Annotated in this window: 20 protein-coding genes; 7 read left to right on the top strand and 13 right to left on the bottom strand. The window is 73.4% G+C overall.

Annotated elements, in window-relative coordinates; all coding sequences use genetic code 11:
- Nucleotides 1-22: 22 nt before the first annotated feature.
- From IEY86_RS25725 to IEY86_RS25710, 4 genes are all read right to left on the bottom strand, one after another.
- A complete protein-coding gene (locus IEY86_RS25725; protein WP_189134227.1) occupies nucleotides 23-913 on the bottom strand; it encodes a transferase in 891 nt (296 codons plus the stop codon).
- A complete protein-coding gene (locus IEY86_RS25720; RefSeq protein WP_189134226.1) occupies nucleotides 910-2,190 on the bottom strand; it encodes a glycosyltransferase family 4 protein in 1,281 nt (426 codons plus the stop codon). The genes IEY86_RS25725 and IEY86_RS25720 overlap by 4 nt, the downstream gene beginning before the upstream one ends.
- A gap of 152 nt (nucleotides 2,191-2,342) precedes the next feature.
- On the bottom strand, nucleotides 2,343-3,698 hold the full coding sequence (locus tag IEY86_RS25715; protein ID WP_189134225.1) for an ABC transporter substrate-binding protein: 1,356 nt from the start codon (nucleotides 3,696-3,698) through the stop codon (nucleotides 2,343-2,345).
- 28 nt (nucleotides 3,699-3,726) lie between these two features.
- Nucleotides 3,727-4,284: an MTB12 C-terminal domain-containing protein gene (locus IEY86_RS25710; protein WP_189134224.1), complete on the bottom strand. Its 558-nt coding sequence runs from the start codon at nucleotides 4,282-4,284 to the stop codon at nucleotides 3,727-3,729.
- A gap of 81 nt (nucleotides 4,285-4,365) precedes the next feature.
- On the opposite strand from IEY86_RS25710, the gene IEY86_RS25705 reads away from it, so the two are divergent.
- Genes IEY86_RS25705 through IEY86_RS25695 form a run of 4 tightly spaced genes read left to right on the top strand, consistent with a single transcriptional unit; the run spans nucleotide 4,366 to nucleotide 8,273 of the window.
- A complete protein-coding gene (locus tag IEY86_RS25705; protein WP_229698754.1) occupies nucleotides 4,366-4,914 on the top strand; it encodes a hypothetical protein in 549 nt (182 codons plus the stop codon).
- Between the two features lies 1 nt (nucleotide 4,915).
- Nucleotides 4,916-6,856, top strand: coding sequence for a branched-chain amino acid ABC transporter permease (locus IEY86_RS25700; protein WP_373287092.1), 1,941 nt, complete (start codon nucleotides 4,916-4,918; stop codon nucleotides 6,854-6,856).
- Nucleotides 6,853-7,596, top strand: coding sequence for an ABC transporter ATP-binding protein (locus IEY86_RS38190; RefSeq protein ID WP_373287091.1), 744 nt, complete (start codon nucleotides 6,853-6,855; stop codon nucleotides 7,594-7,596). Before IEY86_RS25700 ends, IEY86_RS38190 begins: the two co-directional genes overlap by 4 nt.
- Entirely contained in the window at nucleotides 7,593-8,273 is a 681-nt protein-coding gene (locus tag IEY86_RS25695; RefSeq protein ID WP_189134223.1) for an ABC transporter ATP-binding protein, read from the top strand. The genes IEY86_RS38190 and IEY86_RS25695 overlap by 4 nt, the downstream gene beginning before the upstream one ends.
- A 15-nt stretch (nucleotides 8,274-8,288) precedes the next feature.
- Here IEY86_RS25695 and IEY86_RS37885 read toward each other — a convergent pair whose 3' ends face one another.
- Nucleotides 8,289-8,873, bottom strand: coding sequence for a transglycosylase family protein (locus IEY86_RS37885; RefSeq protein WP_308425175.1), 585 nt, complete (start codon nucleotides 8,871-8,873; stop codon nucleotides 8,289-8,291).
- Nucleotides 8,874-9,131: 258 nt separating this feature from the next.
- On the opposite strand from IEY86_RS37885, the gene IEY86_RS25685 reads away from it, so the two are divergent.
- Complete coding sequence (locus IEY86_RS25685) at nucleotides 9,132-9,929, top strand: DUF8842 C-terminal domain-containing protein (protein ID WP_189134221.1); 798 nt, start codon at nucleotides 9,132-9,134, stop codon at nucleotides 9,927-9,929.
- 281 nt (nucleotides 9,930-10,210) lie between these two features.
- Nucleotides 10,211-10,519, top strand: a complete 309-nt coding sequence (locus IEY86_RS25680; protein WP_229698753.1) for a hypothetical protein — start codon at nucleotides 10,211-10,213, stop codon at nucleotides 10,517-10,519.
- A 15-nt stretch (nucleotides 10,520-10,534) separates the two neighbouring features.
- Here the strand turns inward: IEY86_RS25680 and der are convergent, their stop codons facing one another.
- The 5 genes from der to aroH all read right to left on the bottom strand — a co-directional run bounded on the left by der (nucleotide 10,535) and on the right by aroH (nucleotide 15,141).
- Nucleotides 10,535-11,998, bottom strand: a complete 1,464-nt coding sequence (gene der / locus IEY86_RS25675) for a ribosome biogenesis GTPase Der (RefSeq protein ID WP_189134220.1) — start codon at nucleotides 11,996-11,998, stop codon at nucleotides 10,535-10,537.
- Nucleotides 11,999-12,041: 43 nt separating this feature from the next.
- Entirely contained in the window at nucleotides 12,042-12,629 is a 588-nt protein-coding gene (locus tag IEY86_RS25670) for a lysophospholipid acyltransferase family protein (protein ID WP_189134300.1), read from the bottom strand.
- Nucleotides 12,630-12,694: 65 nt separating this feature from the next.
- Nucleotides 12,695-13,420: a (d)CMP kinase gene (gene cmk, locus IEY86_RS25665; protein WP_189134219.1), complete on the bottom strand. Its 726-nt coding sequence runs from the start codon at nucleotides 13,418-13,420 to the stop codon at nucleotides 12,695-12,697.
- A 191-nt stretch (nucleotides 13,421-13,611) separates the two neighbouring features.
- Complete coding sequence (locus IEY86_RS25660; RefSeq protein ID WP_373287094.1) at nucleotides 13,612-14,754, bottom strand: prephenate dehydrogenase; 1,143 nt, start codon at nucleotides 14,752-14,754, stop codon at nucleotides 13,612-13,614.
- A 24-nt stretch (nucleotides 14,755-14,778) separates the two neighbouring features.
- Nucleotides 14,779-15,141, bottom strand: a complete 363-nt coding sequence (gene aroH, locus IEY86_RS25655; RefSeq protein WP_189134299.1) for a chorismate mutase — start codon at nucleotides 15,139-15,141, stop codon at nucleotides 14,779-14,781.
- 120 nt (nucleotides 15,142-15,261) lie between these two features.
- Between aroH and IEY86_RS25650 the strand changes: the two genes are divergently transcribed.
- A complete protein-coding gene (locus IEY86_RS25650; protein ID WP_189134217.1) occupies nucleotides 15,262-15,624 on the top strand; it encodes a DUF952 domain-containing protein in 363 nt (120 codons plus the stop codon).
- Between the two features lie 109 nt (nucleotides 15,625-15,733).
- On the opposite strand, the gene IEY86_RS25645 is transcribed toward IEY86_RS25650, so the two are convergent.
- The 3 genes from IEY86_RS25645 to IEY86_RS25635 all read right to left on the bottom strand — a co-directional run bounded on the left by IEY86_RS25645 (nucleotide 15,734) and on the right by IEY86_RS25635 (nucleotide 19,196).
- A complete protein-coding gene (locus tag IEY86_RS25645) occupies nucleotides 15,734-16,861 on the bottom strand; it encodes a pseudouridine synthase (RefSeq protein ID WP_189134216.1) in 1,128 nt (375 codons plus the stop codon).
- Entirely contained in the window at nucleotides 16,861-17,529 is a 669-nt protein-coding gene (gene scpB / locus IEY86_RS25640) for an SMC-Scp complex subunit ScpB (protein WP_189134298.1), read from the bottom strand. The genes IEY86_RS25645 and scpB overlap by 1 nt, the downstream gene beginning before the upstream one ends.
- A gap of 185 nt (nucleotides 17,530-17,714) precedes the next feature.
- On the bottom strand, nucleotides 17,715-19,196 hold the full coding sequence (locus tag IEY86_RS25635) for a segregation and condensation protein A (RefSeq protein WP_444545852.1): 1,482 nt from the start codon (nucleotides 19,194-19,196) through the stop codon (nucleotides 17,715-17,717).
- Nucleotides 19,197-19,496 lie beyond the last annotated feature (300 nt).

Raw genomic sequence — 19,496 nt, 5'->3', positions numbered from 1 at the left:
CGCCTGACCGGGATTCACCCTTCTAAACGACCCTGACGTCCACCGACAGGTCGTTGTCCAGCGTGAAGTAGGGGCGCGCTTCCAGCGCGTCCACGCGGACACCGGGGTAGACGAAGATCTTCTTCTTGTCCGGCACGTCGTCCAGCAGCCGTCCGATCCTGACCACCGAGCCTCCGTGGGACAGGCGGACGCACAGGTCCCAGACCGCCGGGGCGCGGGCGAGTTCACGCAGGTCGAGGGTGAACGAGAAGGCACCGCCGCCACCGCCCCCGCCACCCTCCGCGGTCACTGGCGTCTCGACACGCTCGCGCCCCTTGCTCCCCCTCAGCCGGGCGACGGCGGCGGCCTCGGGCCCCGGATCGGCGCCGAACACGGTGGCGTGCACGGTCAACGAGCTGTCGCCGACCCGGATCTCCCCCGCCTCCGCGTGCACGGGCCGCAGCCATGCCCGGACCGCGAGGTGGCCGGTCTTCGTCGCATAGGGGATGCGCACGGCGATCGGCGAGGCGGACCGGTCGCGCTCGCGCTCCACCAGCGCCCGTACATCGTTGATGCCCGCCCGAACCTGTGCCGGCTCCCCCTCGCCGTCGACCACGAACAGGTCCCAGCGGCCCTCCTCCAGCGCGCCCTCCTCCAGCGTGCCCTCCCCCAGGGCAAGGCTGCGCCGGTCCACGACGGCGAGCCACCGCAGGCCGTCCCCGGCCGGTGCCATCTCCACCTCGTGGCACGGCCGGCGCTCCGGGTCCTTGCCCTTGGGCGGGCGCAGCCGCAGCAGCAGGCGCGGCTCGTGCGCTCCGGGGAGGGTGAGCTCCAGGGCCAGCCCCCCGGCCGTGTCCACGACGCAGTCGGCGCGCGGGCCCTGCCCCGCGGCAGCGGTCGTCCCCGTGGTCGCGGTGACCCCTGTGGTCGTCATGCGCCTGCCTCCTTGCCCCGGACGGTGCCCCGTCGCCGTACCGCCCGGCCGGCGTGCGCCGCGACCCCGGCCGCCGCGTCGATCGCGGTGTAGGCGCCGGTCAGCAGCGTCCCTCGCATCGGCCGCCGCGGACCGTGGCCCGCCTTCCTCGCGGCGACGAGTTCGGTGAACAGCCGCTCGCAGCGCTCGGCGACGGGGGCGGGGTCGAACCGCTGGGAGTTCACCTGCGCGGCGCTGCCCATCCTGCGGCGCAGGCCGTCGTCGCCGATGAGTTCGAGCAGGGCCGAGGCGACGGCATCGGGGTCGCCGGGCGGCACCAGCCTGCCGTCGACCCCGTCCTTGATGATCTCGGGCGGCCCCAGCGGGCAGGCGGTGCTGACCACGGGCAGACCGCAGCGCATGGCCTCCACGATGGTCATGCCGAAGCCCTCGAAGCTGGAGGTCACGGCCGCGATCGAGCCCTTGGTCCACTCCGGCTCGATGGGGGAGGCCCGGCCCATCAGGAAGACATTGTTGTAGAGCCCGAGTTCGTCGACGAGCCGTCGCAGGCGCGGCTCCTCCTCTCCGCCGCCGTAGATCCGCAGACCCCAGTCGGGACGTTCGGCGGCGACCTTCCCGAAGGCCCGGATGAGCAGGTCGTAGCGCTTGACCTTGGCCAGCCGCCCGGCGGCGACGACGAGCCTGCCATGGCCGTCGGCGGGCGCGACGGCGGGCTCGGGCACGCTGTTGGGCAGCGCCTCGATCCGCACCCCCGGCAGGCGCATCCCGCGCCGGTAGCACTCGGCGTCGGCCTCGGTCACGGTGGTCAGCGCGTCGAGCCGGGGGTAGACCCGGCGCAGGCCGCGCCGCAGTGCCTTGGGGTGGGTGTCGAGGGTGAGATGCTCCTGGCCGACGCGCACGGCGCGGTAGGTCCCCTGGAGCGCGAGGTGGACATTGAGGCCCGGGCGGGTGCCGACGATCACGTCGGCGTCGGCGGTCCTCAGATACCCGGCTACACGCTCGTCGGTGAGTTCGCTGTACTGGCGGTACCGGGACTCGGCGGCGGGGAAGACCTTGGCGGGCAGCTGGTGGCGCGGGTCGTCGCTCTCGGTCCGAAGGTCCACCAGATGGCGCAGCCGCACCCGCGGATCGAGGTCGAACGTGGGCAGCTCGCGGTGCCGCAGCACGGAGACGATCTCGATGTCGTGCCGCTCGGCGAGGGCCTGGGCGAGGTTGAACGTGGTGCGGATCGTCCCACCGATCCCGTAGCCGTTGTGCATGAGGAAAGCGATGCGCATCCTGCCCCGTTCCACGTGTCGGCCGCCGTGTGCCGCCGTAGGCGTTGGTAAGACGGCCGGAACGTCGAAGTGGTTGTTCGTTGTCGGGAATTGATCGTGGGTCATCCTCGGTGAGGGCAGTCGCACGCCGGTGCGCGGCGGCCGGACGTCGTTCAGGGCCGGTACGGCAGCTGCGGCACCTGGAAGCAGTTGCGGTCCATGTCCGCCGCCTGGGTGACCCAGCCCTTGGCATCCTCCCAGCGGGCCACGTCCAGGCATGTCCGGCGGGACGTCGGCGGGGTGGGAGAAACGACGAAGTCGGTGGGCACGAGCAGCCCATGAGCGTCGTACGGGTGGTCACGCCCGAGATACCGCTCTACACACGAACGAGTGAGGTGCGCACCGCACGAAGCCATGGCGTCGGTGAGTTGGAGAGCGGCGGCCCACCCCTCGAGCTGCCACTGGGACAGCGGTCCCGAGACCTGGCCCCCGGCCTTGGCGTAGGCGTCCATGCCGGCGCGGAAGGCACGTACTTCGGGGTGGCCGGTGTCCTCGTAGTTGCGGCTGGAGGAGGTGGCCCACAGGGAGTTGCGGCAGGTGGGTGAGCCCCGGTAGTCGTCCGGGACCGAGGCCGACCAGTTCTGCACATTGGTGACCTTGGCGGCCACCCGTACGCCCGCCGCGTCCATCGCCCGGCACAGCTGGGAGTTGCCGTGGATGTCCATGGCGTCGAAGACCACGTCGACCCCCTTGGCCCGCAGATCGGCCGCCACCGCCTGGAAGTTGGGCAGCGCGAAGTCGACCTGCTCGTCCACCACCCGGTAGCCCTCCCGTTTCAGCCCCCGGCGGACCTGGTCGGCGTAGCGGGCGGAGTCCGCCTGGTTGTACGAGACGACGGCGGCTGTGCGGGCGTGCAGGCGCTCCTTGAAGTACCGGTAGACCTCGGTGCCGGCGTAGAGCGTGCCACCCCAGCCCGGGGTGCCGTCGCGGGGGGCGTCACTGCCGTAGATGCCGTACAGGTGCGGATAGGTGTCGTAGGCGGTGCCGATGGGCTGGCCGCCGACGTCGGGGACGCCCTTGGCGCTGGTGTAGGCGGCGCCCGCGTAGTCCAGGACGCTGCCCGCGGTGAAGGCGAAGACCTTGTCCCGGTCGATGAGGCCGTGCACGCATTGGTTGTTGCCGACGCCGCTGCCTCCGTCGTCGCACGTGACCACGTCGACCTTGCGGCCGTGGACGCCTCCCGCGCGGTTGAGCGCGGCGAAGAAGGCACGGGCGCCGTCGCGCGGTCCGGTGAAGGCGCCGCCGCCGACCGGGCTGGTGGCACTGGTGACGATGCCGATCTTGACCCGGTCCGGGGTGACCCCGGTGTCGGAGGCGGTGTTGCCGTCCACGGCGCCCGGGGTCCCCGACGGTCGGGCGGTGAAGTCGCTCTCGGGCAGCCTGCTGCCGCACCCGGTGGCCACCGCGCACACCAGCGCGAGCACGGCCGCCGCGGCGGCGGCCGCTCTGCCCGGTCCGGCCGAACGCACAGCGGTCACCCCGGTGCGCACGCGGCGGTCAGCAGCCCGGAACGGCGGTGCCGCCGGTGTCCATGCTGACCAGGGCGCAGATGGTCTTGACGGAGACCTTCCACGTGCCGTTGTCGAGCACCGAGACGCCGGTCGCGTTGGGGACGGCGGTCTGCCCCTTCAGCGTCAGCGAGTAGGTGACGTCGGCCTGCGTCGGCGAGGTGAAGGTGACATCGGAGACCTGCGCTCCGACCTCACGGGTCCTCGGGTCGTGCGCGAACCCCTGGAGCAGCAGCTGGAGCTGGTTGCCGTGCTCGAGGAGCTTGGTCTTCTCGTTCAGCGGGGTGTCGGGCGAGAAGAACTTCTCCCAATTGGCCTTCACCTCGGCCCGGGCGGCCTTCTCGTCGGCCGGCCCCGTGCTCTGCCCGGACTGCGAGGCGGCCGGGCTGGACGGCTCGCTCGCCGTGGACGAGGGGCTCGGCTTGGCCCCTCCGCCGCCGTTGTCGCTGCATCCGGAGACCGCCAGAACCAGTGCGGTGGCCACCGCCGCGACGGCTCCGAAGGCACTTCGGGTGCCTGGGCGTCCGGTACGGACTGTGCGGACCATGTGCCTCACCGTCCCCTCAAAGGCATTATTGCTGCTAATGGCCTGACATGCCCAGATCGGCGAGAGTCGCGAGGTGAACGGATGGCCGGAACGCAGGACGGCGCGGGCACCCGCGACCGGCTCAGGCGTGCCGCCGCCGACTACGGGGGCTGGATCGCCGTGGCCGTGGGCGCCGTCCTGTGTGTGCTGGGCTGGTACGGGGTGTCGGGCGAGCGGTTCGCCGAGCGGCAGATCCCCTTCCTGGCCTCCGCGACGATCCCGGGAGCCGCGCTGATCGTGGCGGGCGCGGTGCTGCTGGCGGGGCGGCCGGACCCGGGCACGGCCGCCCGGGTGGAGCAGTTGCACCGGCTGCTGGTCAAGGCCTCCCCCGGCACCGGCGAAGCACCGGGGGAGGCCGAAGCACCGGGGGAGGCCGAAGCACCGAAGACCACCGAGGCGTCGACGTCCGGCCGACCGGTCCCGGAGGCCGAGCGGGATGGCGGGACCGGGGGCGTCAGACTGGCCGTGCCCGGCGGCACGGTCCACCACCGCCCCGGCTGCCCGCTGGTGGAGGGCAGGCCCGAGGCCCGCGAGGTGGACGAGGACGAGATCCGCGACCGCGCCCTGGCGCCCTGCCCGATGTGCGGCTGACATGGCCTCGCTCACCGTCGATCTGGCGCTCGCGGGCATCGCCGTGGGCAGCGCCGCCGCCCTGACCGGCATCGGGCTGATCGTCACCTACCGGGCCACCGGCGTTCTCAACCTCGCGCACGGCGCCATCGCCATGGTCACCGCCTACCTGCTGCGCCAGCTCGTCGTCGTCTGGCACTGGCCGACGGGGGCCGCCGCCGCGCTGTGCCTGCTGGTCGTGGCGCCGGGAATCGGTGTCGTGCTGGACCTGCTGGTCTTCCGGCCGCTGGCCGCGCGGGGAGCGGGCACGGCCGAGACCCTGGTGGCGACGCTGGGCGTGTTCGTCCTGCTGGTCGGCGCCGCCTTCCTGGCCTGGGGCGGGGACGCCAGGGCCGACGTGCCCTCCCTGGTGTCCGCGCGACCGGTGACGCTGCCCGGCGGACTGTCGGTGCGCCTGGACACGCTGGTGCAGTTCGGGGCGGTCGCGGTGGTGGCGCTCGCGGTGGCCGCGGTGACCCGGTGGACGAGGATCGGCGACGAGCTGCGGGCCGTTGTCGACAACCGACGCCTGGCCGTGCTCAGGGGTATCGACGCGGACCGGGTGGCCGCGGTGGGCTGGGCGTTCGGCTCGTTCACCGCCGGGCTCGCCGGGGTGCTGCTTGCCCCCTACCTTCGGCTCGACCCGTACGGGCTGTCCCTGCTCGTGCTGGAGACGATGGCGGTGGCGGTCGGCGCGGGGATGCGCAGCCTGCCCGCCGCGGTCTTCACCGCGCTCGTCGTGGGGGTCGCCCAGAGCGAGCTCACCGCCCTGCATCCGACGGCGGCCGCGCAGCCGCTGGTGCAGGCGGTCGGGGCCAATCTGTTCGTCGTGGCGCTGCTGGTGTCGGTGTTCGTGCTGCCGAGGATCGGCGGCGTGGGCGCCGAACGGGCGGCGGCCGCGCTGACCCGGGGGCGGCGCACGACCTCCCCCGTCGGCTGGGCGGCGTGCGCGGTGGTACTCCTGCTCCCGCTCGGCCTGCGGGCCATGGATCTGTACGCGGCGCTCCAGGTGCCCGCGCTGGCGATCGTGCTGCTGTCGATCGTCGTCGTCACCGGCTACGGCGGCCAGATCTCGCTCGGCCAGGCGGGTTACGCGGGGCTCGGCGCCCTGTTCGCGGCCATGCTGTCGTCGGGCACCTTCTTCGGTCTGCCCCCGCTGGACGAGTTCGCCGCCCTGCCGCTCGCCGTCCTCCTCGTGGCGCCGCTGGGCCTGCTGACCGGCTGGCCGGCGATCCGCCGCCGGGGTCTGGCGCTGGCCCTGACCACGTTCGCGCTGGGTGTGGCGGTCAGCAGGTTCGTCTTCGCACAGCCGTTCTTCACTTCTGGACTGGTGCTGAACCGGCCCCGAGGGCTGAGCGGTGACCGCGCGTTCTACGTCTTCGAGCTGGCCCTGCTGACGGCGGCCCTGCTGGTGGTGCGCAATCTGCACCGGGGGCGGCTCGGGCGCGCCCTGGCGGCGATGCGCGACCACGAGCAGGGGGCCGCGGCGGCCGGGGTGCCGGTGCCCCGGCTGAAGCTGTTCGCGTTCGCCGTCGGGGCGGCGTCGGCGGCGCTCGGCGGAGCGCTGCTGGGCATGGCCGGGCGGGCCTTCGACCCGGCGGACTTCGACCCGGTGCGCGGACTGCTGTGGTTCGCCGCCGTGGTGGTCATGGGCGCCGACAGCGCCCTCGGGGCGGTGCTCGCGGCCGGACTTCTCGTGGGGCTGGACACGGGCACCCATGAGGGCGTCTCGGCCTTGGTGGTCGGTGTGCTCGCGGTGCTGCTGGGGCGCTTCCCCGGCGGCCTGGTCAACACCGTGCTGACGCGTCGGGAGGAGCGCGGCGCTCCACGTGCCGGCCCCCTCGTAGCGCCGGACGCCGTCCTCACGGCCGAGGGCCGGCGGGTGCGCGACCGGGTCCGTTCCGCCTCGGGGCGCGGGCCGTGACCGCGCCACTGGCCGCCCGGGGCATCACCCACCGGTACGGCGGCTTCACCGCCGTGGACGGGGTGGATCTCAGCGTGCCCGCAGGACGGGTGACCGCCCTCGTCGGGCACAACGGAGCGGGCAAGTCCACGCTGTTCGACTGCCTGTGCGGCACGGTCCGGCCGACCTCCGGGCGGGTCTTCCTCGCCGGACGCGACGTCACCCGCCTTCCCGACCACGCCCGTGCCCGGCTGGGCCTGGCCCGTACCTTCCAGCAGCTCGCCGTCTTCCCCGGACTGACGGTGGAGGAGAACGTCCGCGTCGGCGCCGAGCAGCGCCGCGGGCTCACGGCCCCCGGACTCGCCGCAGGCCTGATCGGCCTGCCGCAGCCGGGACGCTCGTCCGCCCGCGCCGCCACGCGAGCGGCCCTGCGCCTGCTCGACCTGGGCGCGAGCCACCGGCTTCGGGCCGCCGATCTGCCCACCGGCACCCTGCGCAGGGTGGAGCTGGCCCGGGTCCTGGCCTCCTCGCCCACAGTGCTCCTGCTGGACGAGCCCGCCGCGGGCCTGGACCAGGACGAGGCCGAGGCACTGGGGAGGGTGCTGCGCGCCCTGGCCGCCGACGGGATGGCGCTCCTGCTCGTGGAGCACGATCTGGACCTCGTCCAGCGGGTGGCCGACACCGTCCACGAGATGGCGGGCGGGCGCCTGCTCGGGCCGGGCGGGGCCGAGGAGCGGGAGGGTGGGGGTGAGGTGCGATGAGTGTGGAGATCGAGCTGCGTGGAGCCCGGGTGCGGTACGGCCCGCTGGAGGCGCTGCACGGGGTGGACCTCGCCATGCCCTCGGGGCGGCTGACGGTCCTTCTGGGGCGCAACGGCTCCGGGCGCAGCACCGCTCTGCACGCCCTGGCGGGGATCGTTCCCCTCTCCGGGGGACGGGTGCTGTGGCGGGGCGAGGACGTCACGGGGCTCGACGCGTTCCGCCGGGCACGGCGCGGGCTCGCGCTCGTACCGGAACAGCGGGCGGTCTTCGGCTCTCTGACGGTGGAGGAGCACTTCGCGCTCGTCACCGGGGACGTCGGCGGCCGCACGCCCGCGTTCGAGGCCTTTCCGGCCCTGCGGGGGCTGCTGAAGCGGCGGGTGGGGACGCTGTCGGGCGGTGAGCAGCGGATGGTGGCGGTGTCGCTGGCGCTGCTGAGCGGTGCCGGTGTGCTGCTGCTCGACGAGCCGGGGCAGGGCCTGGCTCCGGCCGCGGCGGCGCGGATGCACCAGGTGCTCGCCGAACAGGCCGCCGACGGAGGCCGGACGGTGGTTGTCGCTGAGCAGCAACTGCGGGGGGCTCTGCGGGGCGCGGCCGTCGTCCATGTGCTGCGCCGCGGCAGTGTGGCGTTCACCGGGGAGCCGGCGGAGCCGGGGTTCACCCGTCGAACCCGTTGGTGAGCCGCTGGGGACGCTCTAGAAGAGCCGCAACTGGGTCCCGGGGTGGATCAGGTCGGGGTTGTCGCCGACGACGTCCTTGTTGAGCACGTAAAGGTGCTGCCAGCCGCCCTTGACGTGGTGCCGTTCGGCGATCCTGCTCAGGGACTCGCCGGGCTCGACCATGTGCATGTGCGCGGCCTCGGCCGCACCCATGGCGGTGGCGGAGGGGCGGGCGCCGATGTGGGCGCGCAGGCCGGGGTTCGCGGTGGACCGCCGCTGCTCGGCCCGGGGGGCGGCCGCCTGCTCACCGCGCGGCTCGGGGGTCTCCGCGGTCTTGGCCCTCGACGAGCAGACCGGCCACGCGCGCCAGCCCTGAGTGCGCTGCACCTTCTTGGCCACTTCGATCTGCTGCTCCCTCGTGGCGAGGTCCGCGCGCGGGGCGTATCTGAGCCCGCCGTAGGCCCGCCAGGTCGGCTGCCCGAACTGCAGCCCCCCGTAGTAGTTGTTCCCGCTGTTGGTCGTCCAGTTCCCGCTGCTCTCGCACTCGGCGATGCGGTCCCAGACCTTCCTGCCGGTGCTCTCGGCCTCCCCCGAGTCGGCCTGAGCCGGCTGCTGGCTCATTAGCAGAGCGGCGGAGACAGCGGCGCCAAGGATCGGCACGGTAGTCCGTTTGTTACAAAAAATGTGTTTTGCCATGACGTGACGCTATGCATGTCATTCCATGGCGATCACTGGATGGCGGGGCGGCACGCCGTGAACTCCCCTCGAACGGCGGACCCCGCCGTCCGGACACCTGGCCGTGTCTGAAGCGCGGGAAGGGCCGTTGTTCATTCGGAGCCGGGAGACGCCCGGCGCCGGAAGATACCCAGGAGCCTTCCCGTGCCGCTCATGCTCGAGGTCAGCGACGAGGTACGCGCCGAGATCGGAGACGAGGAGGCGGACCGCCTCCTCGCGGGGGAGAACGCCCCGGAGTCCTACGACTGCACGTCCTGCCGTACCCCTGGCGACATCGCCCAGGAGCGGACGAGCACCGTGCTCTTCGTCGGTGAGGAGACCGCGGTGCTCGCCTTCGCCCACGCCACCTGCATCCCCTCCCAGGTGGTGTCGGTCACCGAGGAGCAGCTGCTCGGCGCGGTGCAGAGCATCACCCGGGGCGAGGTCTCGGACGGGGTCCACTCCGCCCCCGCGCACGACGACGAGCCCGCCCAGCCCGCCGTCCTCGGCATCACCTGCGGCCTGGTGCTCTGCCAGGGCAGCGGCCATCCCGCCCTGGTGGTGGAGCCGACCGGGCCGATCACCCGTCCCGGCAGCCAGGGGACCCGCGACGAGTTCCTGACGCTGCTGATCGAACAGGGCTTCCTGCCGGTCAACGACGTCGAGCGGCCGCCGTCCCCGCTGCCCGGCTGGTCGGTGCTGCTGGCGATGGGCAAGCTGCACGCGGTGCTGCAGCCCGACGCGTTCGGCGGCCAGACATCGTGGTGGCAGGCCCACCAGCCGCTCCAGGTGACGGAGGCGTGGCGGAACATCGCCAGTCGGCACAACGAGGTGTTCGTCTACGCCGCCCCGTCCGGAATGATCGGCCGCCAGCCGCGCGAGGACCTGCTGCGCGAGGCGCTGGACCGGGCCTCGGCGCAGGGCCTGCTACTGGGCGCGTCACTGAGGCTCGCCGGGACCTGAGCCGGGACCCGACCGCCCGGAAACGGCCTGCCCCTGGGGCCGTTCCGGGCCTCGGCGTGCCCGCGGCCCGCCCCCTGCTTGCCCCTCGCCCGCCCTGGCCTACCCTGATCTGACCTGCCCTGACCTGCCCGCGCCCGCCATCGCCCGCCCTCGCTGGCGGACGCGCGACACGGGCCGCGGTGCCGGGCCCATGGGCGGTCTCCTGCGGCACCGGACATCTCACCCGATATTGCAGGCGTCGGCCCCGTATCTCCGGGCCAGTCCGGATCGTTGGCGCATACGTGCACACCTTCGACCTTTCCTCCCCGGCGCCCTACCACCAGATCCCGGCGATGCGTCCGGCGCGTGAGGCGCCCGACGGGTCCGGCACCACACCGATCTACGACGCGCTCTACTCCGAGTACCGCAGGCTCTTCCGGGCCCTCCCCGGCGACCGCAGCGGTGAGGAGGACCTGAAGTTCACCGGCTTCCAGAACCCCCCGCAGTGGGTCCCCGAGGCCTCCCTGCCCCGGCAGCAGTACGGGCGGCACCGCGGGATCCGTCCCGCGCTGCCGCCCGCTCCGCACGACAACCGCCGCCGGGGGATGTGAACCCCGGCGGTCGCGTCACTTCTTGCGGCCGCGCTTCTCCCTGACCCGGACCGAGATCTGGATCGGGGTGCCCTCGAAGCCGAACTCCTCACGCAGACGGCGCTCGACGAAGCGCCGGTACCCCGCCTCGAGGAAGCCCGAGGCGAACAGGACGAACCGCGGCGGGCGCGTTCCGGCCTGCGTCCCGAACAGGATGCGGGGCTGCTTGCCGCCGCGGATCGGGTGCGGATTCGCGGCGACGAGCTCGCCGAGGAACGCGTTGAGGCGGCCCGTCGGCACCCGGGTCTCCCACCCGGCCAGCGCGTTCTCGATGGCCGGGACGAGCTTGTCCATGTGCCGGCCCGTGCGCGCCGAGACATTGACCCGGGGCGCCCACTTCACCTGGACGAGGTCCTTCTCGATCTCCCGCTCCAGGTAGTAGCGGCGCTCCTCGTCCAGCAGGTCCCACTTGTTGTAGGCGATCACCACGGCCCGCCCGGCCTCGACCGCCATCGAGATGATGCGGGTGTCCTGCTCGGCGAGGCTTTCGCTGGCGTCGATGAGGACGACGGCGACCTCGGCCTTCTCCAGCGCCGCCGCGGTCCGCAGTGAGGCGTAGAAGTCCGCGCCCTCGGTGAGGTGGACCCGGCGGCGGATGCCCGCGGTGTCCACGAACTTCCAGGTCTTGCCGCCGAGTTCGATCATCTCGTCCACAGGGTCGCGGGTGGTGCCCGCCGTGGCGTCCACGACGACGCGCTCCTCGCCCGCGACCTGGTTGAGCAGGCTGGACTTGCCGACGTTGGGGCGGCCGACGAGGGCGACGCGGCGCGGGCCGCCGACCGTGGCGCCGAAGGTCTGCGCGGGCGCCTCGGGCAGCGCCTCGAGGACGGCGTCGAGCATGTCTCCGGTGCCGCGGCCGTGCAGCGCCGAGACCGGGTGCGGCTCGCCGAGGCCCAGGGACCACAGGGCGGTGGCGTCGGCCTCGGAGGAGGGGCCGTCCACCTTGTTGGCGCACAGCACCACCGGCTTGCCCGCGCGGCGCAGCAGCTTGACGACGGCCTCGTCGGTGTCGGTGGCGCCGACGGTGGCGTCCACGACGAACACCACCGCGTCGGCGGCCTCGATGGCGAACTCGGCCTGGGCGGCGACGGAGGCGTCGATGCCCAGCACGTCCTGCTCCCAGCCGCCGGTGTCGACGAGCTTGAAGCGGCGCCCGCTCCAGTGGGCCTCGTAGCTCACCCGGTCCCGGGTGACGCCGGGCCGGTCCTCGACGACGGCCTCGCGGCGGCCGATGATCCGGTTGACCAGCGTCGACTTGCCCACGTTGGGGCGGCCGACGACGGCGAGCACGGGAAGCGGGCCGTGGCCCGCCTCGTCGAGGCCCTCGTTGACCTCGTCGAGGTCGAAGCCCTCCTCGGCGGCGATCTCCATGAACTGCGCGTACTCGTCCTGGCCCAGCTCGCCGTGCTCGCCGGAGCCGGAAGTGTTCTCGTTGTCCATGAAGTCGTCTTCCTCGTCCGAAAAAAACTGCGTGGTTCGGGGTTCAGGCGCGCCCGGTGGCGCGCCTCGCGTTCCCCAGGTGGGCGGTCAGCCGCTCCTGGATGCGCAGCGTGGCCGCGTCCAGCGCCCTGCGGGTGCGGGCGCCGGTGCCGTCCCCCGCCTCGAACGGGTCCCCGAAGACCACGTCGATACGGCTGCGCAGCGGTGGGAGGGTCCTTATGGCCCTTCCGTGCTCGGTGGTGCCGAAGCAGGCCACCGGCACCACGGGCGCGCCGGAGCGCACCGCGAAATAGGCCAGCCCGCCCCGGATGGAGGCGAAGTCGCCCCCGCCCCGGGTGCCCTCGGGGAAGATCCCGAGGACACCGCCGCGTGCCAGCACGCCGAGGGCCGAGGTGACCGCGGTGCGGTCGGTGCCCTGGCGGTCGACGGGCAGCTGCCCGATGCCGCGCAGGAACGGGTCGAGCGGCCCGACGAACGCCTCCTGCTTGACCAGGAAGTGCACCGGGCGCGGCGAGGTGCCGATGAGCATGGGCCCGTCGACGCCGTGGCTGTGGTTGGCGGCCAGGATCACGGGGCCGTGGGAGGGCACCCGCCATGCCCCGAGCACACGCGGCCGCCACAGTCCGTGCATGATGCCGATGCCGATGCGCCGCCCGACCGCGGCTCCTCTGGGCCCCGGGGCGGTCTGCTCGTGGGTCACCCGGTGGTCCGCTCCTTCAGCTTCTCGTCCACCAGGGTCACGATGGCCTCTATGACCTGCTCCAGGCTGAGCTCGGTGGTGTCCACCTCGATGGCGTCGTCGGCCTTGGCCAGCGGGGAGGTCTTGCGCCCGGAGTCGGCGGCGTCACGGCGGACCAGCGCCTCGCGGGTGGCCTCGACGCTCATCTGCCCCGCGCCCGGGACGCCCTTGAGCTCACCGCTGCGGCGGGCGGCGCGCGCCTGGGCGGAGGCGGTCAGGTAGACCTTGAGAGTGGCGTCCGGCAGGACGGTGGTGCCGATGTCGCGGCCCTCGACCACGATGCCGCCGGCGGCGGCGGACTCGGCGCAGGCGGTGCGCTGGAGCTCGACCAGGCGGGCACGCACCTCGGGAACGGCGCTCACCGCGCTGACCGCGGCGGTGACCTCCTGGGTGCGGATCGGCCCCGAGGCGTCCACGCCGTCCACGGTGATCGTCGGGTTCAGCGGGTCGGTACCGGAGACCAGCACCGGCTTGTCGGAGGCGAGGGCGACCGCGGCGGCGTCGTCGACGTCGACCTCGTTGGTCAGCATCCACCAGGTCATCGCCCGGTACTGGGCTCCCGTGTCCAGGAAGCGCAGGCCCAGCTTGGTCGCGACGGCGCGCGAGGTGCTGGACTTGCCCGTGCCCGAGGGACCGTCGATGGCGACGACTACCGCGTCCTGCGGCCGACCGGCGGTTTCCACAGTGAATGACCTCTCTCGTTCGGTCTCATTTGGCCGTCGCCCGCGAGGGTGGGCGCACTGATTCCAAGGTTCAAGGTTACTGGCAATGGGGAGCCCGCTCTCCCGCCCGGCCGGGACGGGCCGGGCGCGGCGGTCCGCGGCCCGCCGGGCGGCCGGCCCGTCGGCGGCTCACCCGGGTGGGCGACGGCCGGTCAGCCGCGCAGGCTCCAGCCGCGTTCGCGCAGCGCCGCCGTGAGCGCGGGGGCCGCGGAGGGGGCGACCATGAGCTGGGCCACACCGGCCTGCTGGCCCGTCGAGTGCTCGATGCGCACGTCCTCGATGTTGATCCCGGCGCGGCCCGCGTCCGCGAAGAGCCGGGCCAGCTCCCCGGGCTGGTCGCCGATGAGGACCGCCACGGTCTCGTAGGCGGTGGGCGCGGAGCCGTGCTTGCCGGGGATTCTCGCCCGGCCCGCGTTGCCCCGGCGCAGCACGTCCTCGATCCCCGCCGACCCGTTGGTCCGCTTGCTCTCGTCGGCCGACTGGAGCGCCCGCAGCGCCTGGACGGTCTCGTCGAGGTCTCCGGCGACCGCGGCGAGCACGTCGGCGACCGGACCGGGGTTGGCGGAGAGGATGTCGATCCACATCGCCGGCTCGGAGGCGGCGATGCGGGTGACGTCGCGGATGCCCTGCCCGGACAGGCGCACGGCGGTGTCGTCCGCGTGCTGGAGCCGGGCGGCGACCATGCTGGCGAGCAGCTGCGGGGTGTGGGAGACGAGCGCGACGGCCCGGTCGTGCTCGTCGGCGTCCATCACCACGGGCACGGCCCGGCACAGGGCGACGAGCTCCAGCGCGAGGTTGAGGGTCGCGGTGTCCGTCTCGGGGGTCGGTGTGAGCACCCACGGCCGTCCCTCGAACAGGTCGGCCGTCGCCGCCAGCGGGCCCGAGCGCTCCTTGCCCGCCATGGGGTGGGTGCCGATGTAGCGGGACAAGTCGCAGCCGAGCCCTTCCAGGTCCCTGCGGGGGCCGCCCTTGACGCTGGCCACGTCCAGGTAGCTGCGGGCCACCCCCTGGGCCTGCGCCTCGGCGACGGTGTGCCCGATGTGCGCGGGCGGGACGGCGACGACGGCCAGCTCCGCCTGCTCCGCCGGCGGCTCGTCCGTACCCGCGCCGAGGGCGGCGGCGGTGCGTGCCGCCGACGGGTCCTGGTCGCGCAGGTGGACGGTGACCCCGCGGGAGGTCAGGGCGAGGGCGGCGGAGGTCCCGATGAGACCTGTGCCGATGACGACGGCGGTACGCATCTCGAGTGCCGTTCCGTGGCTCGTTCGTTGACTGCTGGGGCTGTGCGGGCTGCCGATGGGCCGTTGGCGCGCCGGCGGGGGCTACTGGGCGATGTCCCGGCGCAGCGCGGCGGCGGCGCCGAGGTACACATGGTTGATGTCGCTCTTGCCGCGCGAGGTCTCGACATGGGCGAGGATCCGCACCACCCTGGGCAAGGCCCCGGGAACGTCCAGCTCCTGCGCGCAGATCAGCGGGACGTCGGTGATGCCGAGCTTGCGGGCGCCCACGGCGGGGAAGTCGCTGTGCAGGTCGGGGGTGGCTGTGAACATCACGCTGATCAGGTCGTCCACCGACAGTTCATTGCGTTCGATCATGGCGGTGAGCAGCTCCGAGACCTGCTCGTGCATGTGCTCCGCTTCGTCGCGTTCCAGCTGGACGGCTCCGCGGACCGCTCGTACCGCCACTTCGCCACTCTCCTCGTTCACCGGATGCTCCTGCCCGGGCCAGCCTAGCCAGACCGGCTCATCCGCAAGGCGCGACGCCCACCAGACGAGACAGCCGGCCGACGCGATAGAACTACTCCCATGATCTTCCATCTGGTCCCGCTCGACGACTGGCTGAAGGCACCGGACCGGCCCTACGCTCCCGCCTCGCTCGCCGACGACGGTTTCGTGCACTGCTCTCCGGACGAGGAGACGACGCTGGCGGTCGCCAACGCCTTCTACCGGGATGTGCGGGGCCCGCTGATGGTCCTGCTCATCGACGAGGACGCGCTCGACGCCCGGGTGCGGTGGGAGGCCGCGGACCCGGCGCCGCCGCCCGGGTGCCGAGAGGACACCGAGTTCCCGCATGTGTACGGGCGGATCAACCGGACGGCGGTCGCCGGAATGCTCGAGGTCGAACGGGACGAGGACGGCAACGCGGTGGCGCTCGCCCTGTGGAGCTGACGGCCTGATGGGGGGCCGGGACGCCGTCCGGCCGCCGCCGAGGGCCGCACGAGAGCGGCCTCGACGGGAGCGGTGGCGACGGGCGGACCGAACGAGCGGACCAAGCGGACTAGAGGCCGACCTCGTTCATCAGCATGCCGACCTCGGTGTTGGTCAGGCGGCGCAGCCATCCCGACTTCTGGTCGCCGAGGGCGATGGGGCCGAACCGGGTGCGCACCAGCCGCTCGACCGGGAAGCCGGCCTCGGCGAGCATGCGGCGGACGATGTGCTTGCGGCCCTCGTGCAGGCTCACCTCGACGAGGTAGTTCTTGCCGGTGTTCTGCACGACGCGGAAGCTGTCGGCGCGGGCGAAGCCGTCCTCGAGCTCGATGCCCTCCTTGAGCCGCTTGCCCAGGTCGCGCGGGATCGGGCCGATGACGGCGGCCAGATATGTCTTGATGACGCCGTACCGGGGATGGGTCAGGCGGTGGGCCAGCTCGCCGTGGTTGGTGAGCAGGATGATGCCCTCGGTCTCGGTGTCGAGGCGGCCCACGTGGAACAGCCGGGTCTCCCGGTTGGTCACGTAGTCGCCCAGGCACTGGCGGCCGTCGGGGTCCTCCATCGTGGAGACCACGCCCTCGGGCTTGTTGAGCGCGAAGAACAGGTGGCCCTGCGTCTCGATGGTGAGCCCGTCCACCTTGATCTCGTCACGGTCGGGGTCGACGCGCACGCCCTGCTCGCGCACCCGCTTGCCGTTGACCTCGACGCGGCCGCGCTCGATCAGTTCCTCGCAGGCGCGGCGACTGCCGAGACCCGCCTGGGCGAGGACCTTCTGCAGGCGGACGCCCTCGTCCCCGTCGAAGGTCTTGGGCAGCTTGGGAGCGGCCTTGCCGGGGGCCTGGCGGGCGCGGGCGGTCTCCTCCAGCTGCGCCTCGTAGTCGCGCGGGCGGGCGGGACGCGGCCGTGCGGGCCGTCGGCCGCCGCGGCCCCCGGGACCGCCCGCGCCTCCCGGCGCTCCCTGACCGCGGCCCCCCTGGCCGCCCTGGCTGCCCTGGCTGCCCTGACCTCCCTGACCGGCCGAGCCGCCCTTGGCTCCCGTGCCGCCGCGCCCGCTCTGGCCGCCGCCGGGGGCGCCGTAGCGGCGCTCCTCCGGGCGAGGGGGCCCCGAGCGCTTCTGCTTGTTGCCGTCACGGCCACCCTGGCCGCCCCGGGGGTTCCGGTTGCCGCCACTGTTCCTGCCGCTGCCGCTGCTTCGCATCAATTGTCCGTCGTCGAGTGCCGGTGTTCGCTGTCGTCGGACGCCGCCGCCTCCCGTTCCCGCTCGCCGCCGTCACCGTCGAGGTCGGCCAGCTCGGCGATCGCCGCGGTGAGCGCGGAGCCCTCCTGGGACTCGGCTTCCACGGCATCCGCCTCGGGCAGGAACGGCGCGAGCTCTGGCAGCTCGTCGAGGCCGCGAAGGCCCATCCGTTCCAGGAAGTAGTTCGTCGTCCTGTACAGGATCGCACCTGTCTCGGGTTCGGACCCACTCTCCTCCACCAGACCGCGCTGGAGGAGGGTGCGCATGACGCCGTCGCAGTTGACTCCGCGGACCGCCGAGACCCGTGAACGGCTCACCGGCTGCCGGTACGCGACCACCGCCAAGGTCTCCAGGGCGGCCTGGGTCAGCCGCGCCTGCTGGCCGTCCAGGACGAACTTCTCCACCGCCTCGGCGAAGGCGGGCCGGGTGTAGAACCGCCAGCCTCCCGCGATCAGCCGCAGGTCGAAACCCCGGCCCTGGGTGGTGTATTCGTCCGCGAGCTCGCGCAGGGCGTCGGCGACGAGGCGGCGGGGACGCTCCAGTATCTTCGCCAGGTGCTCCTCCGTCGCGGGCTCGTCCACGACCATGAGCACGGCTTCGAGGGCCGGTTTGAGGTCGAGGGCGGCCATGCCGAGCGGGGCGTCGGTGCCCGGGGCATCCGTGCCCGGGGCGTCCTTGTCCGAGGGGTCCGCGTCCGGGACATCCGCGTCCGGGACATCCTTGTCCGAGGGGTCCGCGTCCGGGACATCCGCGTCCGGGACATCCGTGTCCGGGACGTCCGTTTCGGCGGTGGGGGACTGTTCGGGGTGCCGTGTCATTTCCTGTCCTCGTCGTCCACATCGGGAGCCCGGTCGAACTCGTCGGTCACCACGGGCTGGTGGTCGTCGTCCCCGGTCCATCGCACCAGGAGCTCCCCCAGCGCCTCGTCCTGGTCCAGCGCGACGGCCTTCTCCCGGTACAGCTCGAGCAGGGCCAGGAAGCGGGCCACCACCGTGAGGGTGTCGGGGGCGTCCTCGGTGAGCGCGCCGAAGCTCACCTGCCCGAGGTCGCGCAGCCGCGCCATCACGAGCTCCGCCTGCTCGCGGACGCTCACGAGCGGGGCATGGATGTGCTCGACGTACACCGTGGGCCTGGGCTTGGGGATCATCGCCTTGGCGGCGAGCTTGGCGAACCCCTCGGGACCGATGGAGATGACGACCTCGGGCAGCAGCTCGGCATGGTGCGGTTCGAGGCCGACGGTGCGGGGATGGCGGCTGAGCTCCTCGGCCCAGCGGTCCGCGAAGATCGCGGCGATCTGCTTGTAGGCGCGGTACTGGAGGAGCCTGGCGAACAGGAGGTCACGGGCTTCGAGGAGGGCGAGGTCCTCCTCGTCCTCCACCTCGGCGGAGGGCAGCAGACGGGCGGCCTTGAGATCGAGGAGGGTGGCCGCGACCACGAGGAACTCGGTCGCCTGGTCGAGATCCCAGTCGGGCCCCATGGCCCGGATGAAGGCGATGAACTCGTCGGTGACCTTGGACAGCGCGACCTCGGTGACGTCGAGCTTGTGCTTGGCGATCAGCTGAAGCAGCAGATCGAACGGCCCCTCGAAGTTGTGCAGCCGCACCTTGAACCGGCCGCGGTCGGCGGGAGTGTCCCCGTCCGCCGGGGCATCCCCGGGCGTTTCCGCGCCCACGGCCTGGGAGGGCTCCGGCAGGTCCCCGGGAGGCTCGCCCCCCGGCTGAGAAGGCAGCGGCAGACCGCCGCTCTCGTCCTGGGGCCGAGCGGGCGCCGGAATGGCGGTGATGCCCGGTCTGATGAGGACATCCGCGGACGCCTGCGGTCCTGCGGGCGCCGGCACTGTCGCGGGGCCCGCACTCGCGCCTTCGGCGGACACCTGGCTGCGAACGGACGCCGGAACCGCCGTAGAGACCGGGCCCGCAGCTTCAGCAGACCCGCCAGCCCGAGCGGACGGAGGGACAACCGTGGGCGGCGGGCCCGCAGCCTCAACGGACCCACCCGCCCCAGCGGACGGCGCAACCCCCGCCGAGACCGAACCCGCAGCCTCAACGGACCCACCCGCCCCAGCGGACGGGGGGACAACCGTGAGCGGCGGGCCCGCAGCCTCAACGGACCCACCCGCCCCAGCGGACGGCGCAACCCCCGCCGAGACCGGGCCCGCGGCTTCAGCGGACGGGGGGACGGGCGTGGGCGGCGGGCTCGCGGCTTCGGTGGGGGCCCGGGGTCCTGCGGGCGGGGGAACGGTGCCCCGTGGCTCAGACGCCTCCTCAGGGGGCTGCAATGGCCCCTGTCGGCCCACCCGACCGGCGCCGGTCTCCTCGCCGACCGCGACCGCGCCGCTCCCGGGCTCCGTCCCGGACTCCCCACCCGGCCCTGTTCCGAACTCGTCACCGGGCTCCGTCCCGGCCTGTGTCCCCGCCCGTGTCCCGGCCTGTGTCCCCGCCTGTGCCGGCTCGGGCCGGGGTGCGGCGTCCTGCCGCGGCTGCGCCGCTTCGGCCGGCTCGGGAGCGGGCGCAGGGCGCACGGCGCCGGGGCCGCGGCCCAAGGGGCGGCGGGGTGAGGTGGGAGGGTCGGTCGGCATCGGGGTCCATGGCTCGCC

Origin of the sequence: Wenjunlia tyrosinilytica, from assembly GCF_014646055.1 — a bacterium.
Taxonomy (GTDB): Bacteria; Actinomycetota; Actinomycetes; order Streptomycetales; family Streptomycetaceae; genus Wenjunlia; species Wenjunlia tyrosinilytica.
Note: the sequence above shows the minus strand (reverse complement) of the source record. Positions and strands in the feature narration are given on the sequence as shown.